The sequence below is a fragment of the Streptomyces sp. NRRL B-24085 genome (assembly GCF_001282115.1).
Taxonomy (GTDB): domain Bacteria; phylum Actinomycetota; class Actinomycetes; order Streptomycetales; family Streptomycetaceae; genus Streptomyces.
In genome coordinates this window covers 1-9,892 of record NZ_LJBR01000441.1, presented here as the reverse complement: position 1 = coordinate 9,892, position 9,892 = coordinate 1, and the positions used below count along the sequence as shown (strand labels likewise).

General features: G+C 73.2%; 6 protein-coding genes. 2 read left to right on the top strand and 4 right to left on the bottom strand.

Translation table 11 applies throughout. The features are described 5' to 3' along the window. On the bottom strand, positions 1-272 hold a 272-nt coding region (locus tag AOJ26_RS36035), incomplete at its 3' end, for an ArsR/SmtB family transcription factor (RefSeq protein WP_053852571.1). Between the two features lie 359 nt (positions 273-631). Here AOJ26_RS36035 and AOJ26_RS36030 point away from each other — a divergent pair. Beyond that, positions 632-4,594 (top strand): AAA family ATPase, encoded by a 3,963-nt coding sequence (locus AOJ26_RS36030; protein WP_078960158.1) that lies wholly within the window; start codon positions 632-634, stop codon positions 4,592-4,594. Positions 4,595-4,783: 189 nt separating this feature from the next. On the opposite strand, the gene AOJ26_RS36025 is transcribed toward AOJ26_RS36030, so the two are convergent. From AOJ26_RS36025 to AOJ26_RS36015, 3 genes are all read right to left on the bottom strand, one after another. Continuing rightward, the gene (locus AOJ26_RS36025) at positions 4,784-6,019 is read right to left on the bottom strand and encodes an amidohydrolase family protein (RefSeq protein WP_053852570.1); all 1,236 of its coding nucleotides are present in this window, start codon (positions 6,017-6,019) and stop codon (positions 4,784-4,786) included. 111 nt (positions 6,020-6,130) lie between these two features. Continuing rightward, positions 6,131-6,841: a TIGR03943 family putative permease subunit gene (locus AOJ26_RS36020; RefSeq protein WP_053852569.1), complete on the bottom strand. Its 711-nt coding sequence runs from the start codon at positions 6,839-6,841 to the stop codon at positions 6,131-6,133. Beyond that, positions 6,838-7,863 (bottom strand): permease, encoded by a 1,026-nt coding sequence (locus AOJ26_RS36015; protein WP_053852568.1) that lies wholly within the window; start codon positions 7,861-7,863, stop codon positions 6,838-6,840. Before AOJ26_RS36015 ends, AOJ26_RS36020 begins: the two co-directional genes overlap by 4 nt. Positions 7,864-8,084: 221 nt before the next feature. On the opposite strand from AOJ26_RS36015, the gene AOJ26_RS36010 reads away from it, so the two are divergent. Continuing rightward, positions 8,085-9,892 (top strand): NAD-binding protein (locus tag AOJ26_RS36010; protein ID WP_053852567.1); only part of this gene is annotated, 1,808 nt, incomplete at its 3' end.

The following is a 9,892-nucleotide window of genomic DNA, read 5'->3' as shown; positions in this document are numbered from 1 at the left end:
ACGATGTCGGGGTCGTCGACGTAGTAGATCTGCCGGCGGCCGTCGCGGCGGGAGCGCACGAGCCCGGCCAGTTTCAGTTTCGCGAGGTGCTGGCTGACCGCGGGCAGCGCGCCGCCGACCCGGTCGGCGAGGTGGGTGACGTCGCTCTCGCCCTGGGACAGCGCCCACATGATGTGCAGCCGGGCGGAGGAGGCGAGCAGTCCGAACACGGCCGCCGCCTCGGCGAGCACCTCCGGCGACGGGTCCTGGAAACCGCCGACGATCTTCGCCACCGCCCTCTCCCGTCCTCTCGGGTCAACCGCCGGACCAAGTGTAGGGGCGGCGCAGTGATCGTCCCGCTTCGTCCGGTACCGGTCCCTCCCCTCGTGGGGACCGGTACCGGAGGAAGCGGGTGACCGTGGGCGGAATGTGGCCGAGAACGTGCGGCGCGCTGAGTGGCATGCGGGGCGCTGGGCTGGTGGCCTGTCATGGCGTCGCCCGATGGCCGGGCCGCAGGGTCGTGATCCTGCCAGCCAGGGGGCGGACAGAGGAGGTTCCGGTTCCGGAGGCAGTGCGTTACCGCAGGTCAGCCGTATAAAGTGAGTTTTCCGGTCCGGATTCAACCGGCGAGGGAAGTAAGGGGTGGAAGACCTTGAGCTCCGACTCAGGAGCACGCACGGCCTTCGCGGAGCGTCTCGCACTGTTGTACAGGGAGGCAGGGAATCCGCCCCTCAAGCGCGTGTCCGAGGGAGTCGGCCGGCTCCAGCGGGTGGACGAGCGCGGGCGCCCGGTCCGGGTGTCCGCGCAGCGGATCAGCGACTGGCGGCGGGCCCGGAACGTGCCCGCTCAGTTCACCGCCCTCGCGGCCGTGCTGCACATCCTCATTCCCGAGGCCCGGCGGATCAGTCCCACCCCCGTCTCGGCCGGTCTGTACGACCTCGGCCAGTGGCAGAGGCTGTGGGAGCGCGCGCTGGCGCCGGACGAGGACGAGAGCCCGCAGCCCGAACCCCCCGCCGGGGTCTGCCCGTACCGCGGCCTCGCCTCCTACCGGCAGGAGGACGCCCGCTGGTTCTTCGGCCGGAAACGGAGCACGGAGGCCCTCGTCCGGCTGCTCCGCTCGGCGGCCGAGACCCGCACCGGCGGCCTGGTGATGCTCGTGGGCGCCTCGGGCGCGGGCAAGTCCTCGCTGCTCAACGCGGGTCTGGTGACCGCCCTGGAGGAGGGCGCGCTCGGCGGTTCCGGCGAGGACGGCGGCCGCCCGGTCCTGCAACTCGTGCCGGGCGCCGATCCGCTCACCGAACTGACCGGCCGGATACCGGAGCTCGAACCGGTCGTCTCGGCGGCGCGGAGCGGCGGACCGGACATCGACCACCCTCCGGAATTCGCGCACGCCGTCCGGGAAGCGGTCGCCTCGTGGGCTCAGCGCGAGGCCGCCACCGCCCGGCCCGTGGTGATCGTCGACCAGTTCGAGGAGGCGTTCACCCTCTGCTCCGACGAGTGGGTCCGGCGCACCTTCGTCCGCCTGCTGCACGCCGCGTGCACACCCGCCGGCCCGGACGCGCAGGCCCCCGCCCTCGTCATGCTCGGCATCCGCGCCGACTTCTACGAGCGCTGCCTGGACCATCCCGAGCTCGCCGACGCACTCCAGCACCGGCACATGGTGCTCGGTCCGCTCACCGACACGGAACTGCGCGAGGCCGTGGCGGGCCCGGCCAGGGCCGTGGGCCTGGAGCTGGAGCCGGGGCTCGCGGAGCTGATCGTGCGCGAGGTGAGCGCCGACGGCCCGCGCGGGGCGCACGACGCGGGCGTACTGCCGTTGCTCTCGCACGCGCTGCTGGCGACCTGGCAGCGCCGCAAGGCGGGGCGGCTGACCGTGGCCGGTTACCGGGCGGCCGGCGGTATCCAGGGCGCGGTCGCGGCGACCGCCGAGCGGGCCTGGTCCGGGCTGGACCCGGCGGCGCGCACGGCGGCCCGGCTGCTGCTGCTGCGTCTGGTGCGGCTCGGCGAGGACACCCAGGCCACCCGCCGGCGCGGCACCCGGCGCCGGCTCGCCGCGGAGTCGGCCGACCCCGGGAAGACGGAGGAGTCGCTGGAGGCCCTGGTGCGGGCCCGCCTGGTGACGCTGGACGCGGAGACCGTGGAGATCACCCACGAGGCGCTGCTGACGGCGTGGCCGCGACTGCGCGAGTGGATCGACGAGGACCGCAGCGACCATCTGCTGCGCCAGCGCATCGAGGAGGACGGCCGCTCCTGGGAGGGGTCGAACCGGGACTCCTCGCTGCTGTACCGGGGCTCGCGGCTGGAACAGGCGCGGGCCTGGGCGAAGTCCGCCGGGGACACCTATCTGACCCGCAGCGCGGTGGAGTTCCTCGCCGCCTCGGTCCGGTTGCGCCGGCGTACCGTCCTGATCGCCCGGGGTGCGGTGTCGGCGCTGGTCGTCCTCGCGCTGGTGGCCGTCGGTTCGGCGGTGGTGGCCTGGCAGCAGCGCAACGACGCCGTGTTCGAGCAGGTCGTCGCCGAGGCGGACCGCGTCCAGTCCACGGACCCGTCGCTGTCCGCCCGGATCGGCCTGGTCGCGCACCGCCTCAGGCCCGGCGACGAGGGCACCAACACCCGGCTGATCTCCATCGTCAACGCGCCGCTGGCCACCCCCCTCACCGGTCACACCGGTGCCGTCTACCTCACCTCGTTCAGCCCGGACGGCAAGCTCCTCGCCACCGCCGGCTACGACCGGACGGTCCGGCTGTGGGACGTCAGCGACCGGCGGCACCCCAAGGCGCTGGGCGGACCCCTCGCCGGCGGCAGGAGCTGGGTGAGCAGCGCGGTCTTCAGCCCGGACGGCACAACCCTGGCCAGTGCCGGCGACGACGGGACGATCCGGCGCTGGGACCTCGCCGACCCACGTCACCCGAAACCGCTGGGCGCCCCCCTGACCGGCCACGACGGCACCATCTACCTGATCGCGTTCAGCCCGGACGGGCGCACGCTGGCCTCCGCCGGCGAGGACCGCACCGTACGGCTGTGGAGCACCGACGGGCCGAAGAAGCCGCCCGTCGTCCTGACCGGGGCCGGTGCCGCCGAGCGGTCCGTGGCGTGGAGCCCCGACGGGCACACGCTCGCCGCCGGCGGTGACGACAACACGGTCCGGCTGTGGAACACCACCGATCCCCGGCACCCCCGGGCGTACGACAGGGTGCTCAAGGGGCACACCGGTCTGGTGCACTCGGTCGCCTTCAGCCCGGACGGGACCGAGCTGGCCAGCGGCAGCGCGGACGACACCGTCCGGCTGTGGGACGTGCGCGACCCCGCCGACCCGGGTCCGGTCGGCTCACCGCTCACCGGTCACACCGGCCCCATCTGGTCCGTGGCCTTCAGCCCCGACGGCAGCAAGCTCGCCGCCGCCAGCGCCGACAGCACGGCGAGCCTGTGGAACGTGAGCGACCCGGCGTACCCCTCGCAGGTCGGCGAGCCCCTCGCCGGGAGCAGCGGTGAGATGTACGCGCTGGGGTTCAGCCCCGACGGCCGTACCCTCGCGACCGGCAGCGGCGACAGCAAGGTGCGCCTGTGGTCGATCCCGGCGGGGGACCTGGTGGGCAGCAGCGGGGCGTTCCGGCGGGACGGCGACGTGCTCGCCACGGCCGGGCGGGACGGGCGGATCCGGCTGTGGAACGTGACGGACCCGGACCGGCCCGTGGCCCTGGGCAGGCCGTTCACCCCCGTGGTGCGCGACCCGTTCTCCCAGGTGCTGTTCTCCCCCGACGGCCGCACGCTCGCGGTGCTCACCACCGGCCGGGTCCAGCTGTGGAACGTCACCGACCTGGCCCACCCCGTCCCCCACGGTCCGGCGCTCGTCCTGCACTCCCGGTTCATGGGCCCGGACGCCCTGGCGTTCAGCCCGGACGGACGCACCCTGGCCACCGCCTACGACAGCCGCAGCCTCCAGCTGTGGGACGTCACCGACCCGGCCCGCCCGGTCTCGCACGGCCCGATCGCCGGCCACCGGGGGTACATCGACAGCCTCGTCTTCAGCCCGGCCGGCCGGACCCTGGCCAGCGGCAGCGCGGACGGCACCATCCGGCTGTGGGAGGTGACGGACCCGGCCCGGCCGGCCCTGCTCCGCAAGCCGCTCACCGGGCACACCGGACCCGTCAACGTGCTCGTCTTCAGCCCGGACGGGCACACCCTGGCCAGCGGCGGCGACGACGACACGGTCCGGCTCTGGGACGTGACCGACCCCCGGCGCGCCGAGCAGACGGGAGCGGCGCTGACCGGGCACAGCGAGGCGGTCGTGTCGCTGACCTACAGCCGCGACGGCGCCACGCTGGCCAGCGGCGGCCACGACAACACGGTCCGGCTCTGGGACGTGGCCGACCCGTCCGAGGCCGGCCCCATCGGACAGTCGATGAGCCCCAGCGCCAGGACCGGCAGCTTCCTCTCCTTCAGCCCGGACCGGCGCATGCTCGGGGTCTCCAGCGGCGCGGACACCATCCGGCTGTGGGACCTGGACGTCGACCACGCCATCGACCGCGTCTGCGCCACCACTGCGAACGTGCTGACCCGCCAGGCCTGGGAGGAGTACCTGCCGCGGCTCTCGTACGATCCTCCGTGCGACTGAAGCGTATTACGTGATCCCGATCACAACTTCTCCCCGCAGCCGAGCAGTCCGCTCCCACTGTTCCTGCGGCCTTGTTAGTGTTGGCCACAGCCCGACCGCTGGTGCATCCCCCGTCGCCAGCGGTCGGGTCTTCTCGTCCATGACCGGCCACGCCCGCCCGCGTGCACAGGAAGTGCCCGGGCCGACGGTCTACCGGTCGAGGTCGAGTTGCAGCATGCGGATCGCGTTCCCCCGCAGCAGCTTGTAGGTCACGTCCTCGGACAGCCCGGCCACGTGCTCCCAGGCGACCTTCTTGGTGTGCGGCCAGGTCGAGTCGACGTGCGGGTAGTCCGTCTCGAAGGTCGCGTTGTCCACGCCGACGGTCTCGATGGCCTCGATGCCGTGCCGGTCGCGGAAGAAGCAGCAGAAGATCTGCCGGTAGTAGTACGTCGACGGCGGCTCCGGGATCAGGTCCTTGACCCCGCCCCAGGCCCGGTGCTCCTCCCACACGTCGTCGGCGCGTTCCAGGGCGTACGGGATCCAGCCCATCTGGCCCTCGCTGTACGCCAGTTTCAGGCGGGGGAACTTCACCAGCACCCCGCTGAACAGGAAGTCCATCATCGAGGCCATGGCGTTGTTGAAGGACAGGGAGGCCTGGACGGCGGGCGGGGCGTCGGGCGAGGCGGCCGGCATCTGGGAGCTGCTGCCGATGTGCATGTTGACGACCGTCCCGGTGTCCTCGCAGGCCGCGAAGAACGGATCCCAGTAGCCGGAGTGGATCGACGGCAGCCCCAGATAGGTCGGGATCTCGCTGAACGTGACGGCCCTGACGCCCCGTTCGGCGTTGCGCCGGATCTCCGCGACCGCCAGCTCGACGTCCCACAGGGGGATCAGGCACAGCGGGATCAGCCGGCCGCCGCTGTCCCCACACCACTCCTCGACCATCCAGTCGTTGTAGGCGCGCACACAGGCGAGCCCGACCTCCTTGTCCTTGGCCTCGGCGAAGGTCTGCCCGCAGAACCGCGGGAAGGTGGGGAAGCACAGGGAGGCCTCGACATGGTTCATCTCCATGTCCTCCACCCGGGCCTTGGGGTCCCAGCAGCCCCGCCGCATCTGCTCGCGGGTGATCCCGTCCAGGGTCATCTCGTCCCGCGAGAAGCCGACGGCCGCGATGATCCGCTTGTACGGGAAGAGCTCGCCCTCGTACTCCCACCAGTCCGTGAGCTGGCCTTCCGGATCGGTGGTGAACCGGTACTTCCCGCCGACGTACGCGAGGTCCCCGATGCCGGCGGTGAGCGGCTTCGGCCCCCTGTCCCGGTACTTCGCCGGAAGCCAGGTCTCGAAGAGGTGCGCGGGCTCGATGACGTGATCGTCGACGCTGATGACTTTGGGGATCTCCCTGACACCCGGTCCCGTTCCGGTTCCGCTCTCGGTGGTGACGGCCATTGCCTGCCCCCTAGCCGGTATCTGATGGGTCGTCAGATCGAAGGCTAGGGGGAGCCACCGGCATCGGCAAGGGCCAGACGGGTCGGCACGACACGGCCGGAGGGACGGACGTCAGTTGTTCCAGGTCTCGTCGTACGGGTCGGTCGGCGCCGAAACCGGCTCGGCCTCCATGACCTCGAGGTACGGGATCGGCCCGCCGTTCACGGCGTCCTTGGTCCGCTTCGCCGTGTACGTGCCGGTGACCCGGAGCCAGCCGTCCGGTTTCAGGACCGGCGGGATCCGCCCGGTCAGCCCCACCTTGACCGGCTGGGCGTCCGCCGCACAGCAGTTGAGGGCCATCCGGACCAGGTAGGGCGCCCCGGAGCGGTCCAGGGCGACGAACCCGGTGACGGTGATCGGCCGCCCGGACAGACCTTTGCCGTGCTCGTAGACGGCCCGGCCCGCGTAGTCGGCGAGGCCCAGCCGCAGCGGCCCGCTCTCCGGCAGCCGCGCATAGCCGTACGACTGTTGCAGGGCCGTGCCCGTGCGCATCGCGCTGTAGGAGCCGAGGGCGGGCGGGGCCACGAGGATCAGGGCGAACAGGGGCAGGACGAGGAGCCACGAGACACGGGGCTCGCGATGGGCGTGCTCCTGCTCCCCGGGCGCGGCCCGCCACTCGTACCAGGCCGTCGCGAGCGCCGTCACGACGAGGACCGCACCGGCCGCGAGGACCAGCGGGCGCAGGCCGGCCTTGACGTAGCGGAGATAGAGGTCGGTCAGGCCCGCGTGCAGAAGGGCCGCGCCGAGGACGAACAGGACCGCCGACTGAGCCTGCCGGTTCACAGCATCACCCACCCGGTCAGCGCCGAGACCACGATCGCCAGGGCGAGGGTCGCAGGCGCGAAGCGCAGGGCGAAGGCGCGCCCGAAGGTGCCCGTCTGCATCGCGAACAGCTTCAGGTCGATCATCGGGCCGACGACCAGGAAGGTCAGCCGCGCGGTCAGCGAGAACTGGGTCAGCGAGGCGGCCACGAACGCGTCCGCCTCCGAGCAGATCGACAGCACCACCGCGAGGGCGGCGAGGGCCAGCACCGCGATCACCGGGTTCTCCGCCGCCGTACGCAACCACGTCTGCGGCACGACCGCCTTCAGGGTCGCCGCCGCCATCGCGCCCACGACCAGGAAGCCGCCCGCGTGCACCACGTCGTGCCGGACCGAGCCCCAGAAGGCAGCGCCCCTGCCCTGCCCCTCGTAGGCGTGCCGGGCCGGCGGCTTCAGCAGGTCCGTGCGGCCGAGGCGCAGCCACAGCCAGCCCATCGCGCACGCCACCAGCAGGCTCGCGACCAGCCGGGCCACCACCATCCCGGGGTCGCGCGGGAAGGCCACCGCGGTCGCGGTCAACACGATCGGGTTGATCGCCGGAGCCGACAGCAGGAAGGCGAGGGCCGCGGCCGGGGTGACACCGCGGCGCACCAGCGCGCCCGCCACCGGCACCGACGCGCACTCGCAGCCCGGCAGCACCGCACCCGCCACCCCGGCCACCGGCACCGCGAGAGCGGGGTTCCCCGGCAGGGCGCGGGCGAAGAACGACGGCGGCACGAACACCGCGATCGCCGCCGACAGCAGCACCCCGAGCACCAGGAAGGGCAGCGCCTGCACGAGCACGGCGACGAACACCGTCATCCAGCTCTGCATGACCGGCGCCCCCAGCGCCCCGCGGATCGGCCCCTGGCACAGCACCACCAGCAGCATCAACAGGGTCAGCACCAGCGGGGAGTTCAGGCGCCGCTCGGCCGCGCCCCGCGGGGCCGGCGGGCGGTCCTCGCCGGTCTCCCGCACGGGCGGGGGTGCTTTGGTGACGGCCACAGCCGGGGTCCCTCCGGGGTGAGGTGCTGGTTTCCCTGTCAGTGCGTACGACAGGGAAGGCCCGATTGCTCAGCGTGCGCGCCGGTTTGGGGAATTCTTGGCGTAGGAGTTCCTCACCCGGCGCACGTGGCGACATGCGTCCCGGTACGGCAGTCTTCTCCCTCGTGGGGAGCGTTCCGAACCAGGGTCCCGGACTGCCGGGCGACACGGCAGCAGCGCACATGGTGGTGTGCGGGGACGACGGGCTCGCGCACCGGCTGGCGGCCGAGCTCAGAGGCGTCTACGGCGAACAGGTCACCCTGGTCGTCCCGGCCTCCGAACGGACCGTGCGGCCACCGGTGGTGGTACGGGCCCGCGCCGCCTCCGCACTGCTCGACCGGGTGGTGACCGCCGCGGCCGGCCTGACCGGCAACGGCAACGGCAACGGCGCCGCCGTCCCCACGGCCGGCGAACCCCCGGGCGGCATACGGCTGATGGAGGCCGCCGAACCGAACGAAGCGGCCCTGGCCGGGGCCGGCGTGGAACGGGCGGACGCCCTCGCCCTCGTGTACGACGACGACGAGACCAACATCCGCGCCGCCCTCACCGCCCGCCGCCTCAACCCCCGGCTGCGGCTCGTCCTGCGGCTCTACAACCGGCGCCTCGGCCAGCACATCGAGGAACTCCTCGACCAGGCCGCCGCGTTGGCCGCCGGCGGCCCGGCCGACGGGACCGGCTTCGACGCCTCCACGACCGTGCTCTCCGACGCCGACACCGCCGCGCCCGCGCTGGCCGCCACCGCCCTCACCGGCACCAGCAAGGTCCTCCAGACCGGCGGACTGCTGCTGCGGGCGGTCGAACGGCCGCCCGCCGGAGCCGGGGCGAGCGCCGATCCGAGCCTCGCCACCCTCGCTCTGCTCTCGCCGACCGACGCCTCCGGCCCCGGCGGCGACCAGGGCCCGGCCCTGCTGCCGGACGCGGCGGCGGTACGGGAGGGCGGCGCCCGCGCGACCGTCGTGCTGGAGCAGGTGTCGTACGCCGGGCCCCCGCTGCCCGACGGGCGCGGTGTGATGCCCTGGTTCGCCTCGCTGTTCTCGCGGCGGCTGCGCTGGTCACTGGCCGGGATGGTGGGATGCGTGGTCGCGCTCGCCGTCGCGCTGTGGCTCGTGACCGGCATCCATCCGCTGCGCGCCTTCTACCTGACCCTGCTCGACCTGTTCGCGATCGACGACCCGGCGATCGGTGAGTCCGTCGGACGGCAGATCCTCCAACTCCTGTCCGGGCTCGCCGGACTGCTGCTCCTCCCGGTGCTCCTCGCGGCGGTCCTGGAGGCCCTCGGCACCTTCCGCACCACGTCCTCCCTGCGCAAGCCGCCCCGGGGCCTCGGCGGACACGTCGTGCTCCTCGGACTCGGCAAGATCGGCACCCGGGTGCTGACCCGGCTGCGGGAGCTGAACATCCCCGTGGTGTGCGTCGAGTCCGACCCCGAGGCACGCGGACTCGCCACCGCACGGCGGCTGCGGGTGCCGGTGGTGCTCGGGGACGTCACCCAGGAGGGCGTCCTGGAAGCCGCCAAGATCCACCGCGCGCACGCCCTGCTCGCGGTGACCAGCGCGGACACCACGAACCTGGAGGCCGTGCTGTACGCCCGGGCCGTGCGGCCCGACCTGCGGGTGGTGCTGCGGCTGTACGACGACGACTTCGCGACCGCCGTGTACCGCACCCTCAGGGCCGCGCACCCCCGCGCCTCCACGCGCAGCCGGAGCGTCTCCCACCTGGCGGCGCCCGCCTTCGCCGGGGCGATGATGGGACGGCAGATCCTCGGGGCGTTCCCGGTGGAGCGGCGGGTGCTGCTGTTCGCGGCGGTGGATGTGGCCGGCCATCCCCAACTGGAGGGGAGGACGGTGGGCGAGGCGTTCCGGGCGGGGTCCTGGCGGGTGCTGGCCCGGGAGGAGTCCGGGGACTCCCCGGGGCTGATGTGGGACCTGCCGGACACGTATGTGCTTCAGGCCTCGGACCGGGTGGTGCTGGCGGCCACGCGGCGGGGGCT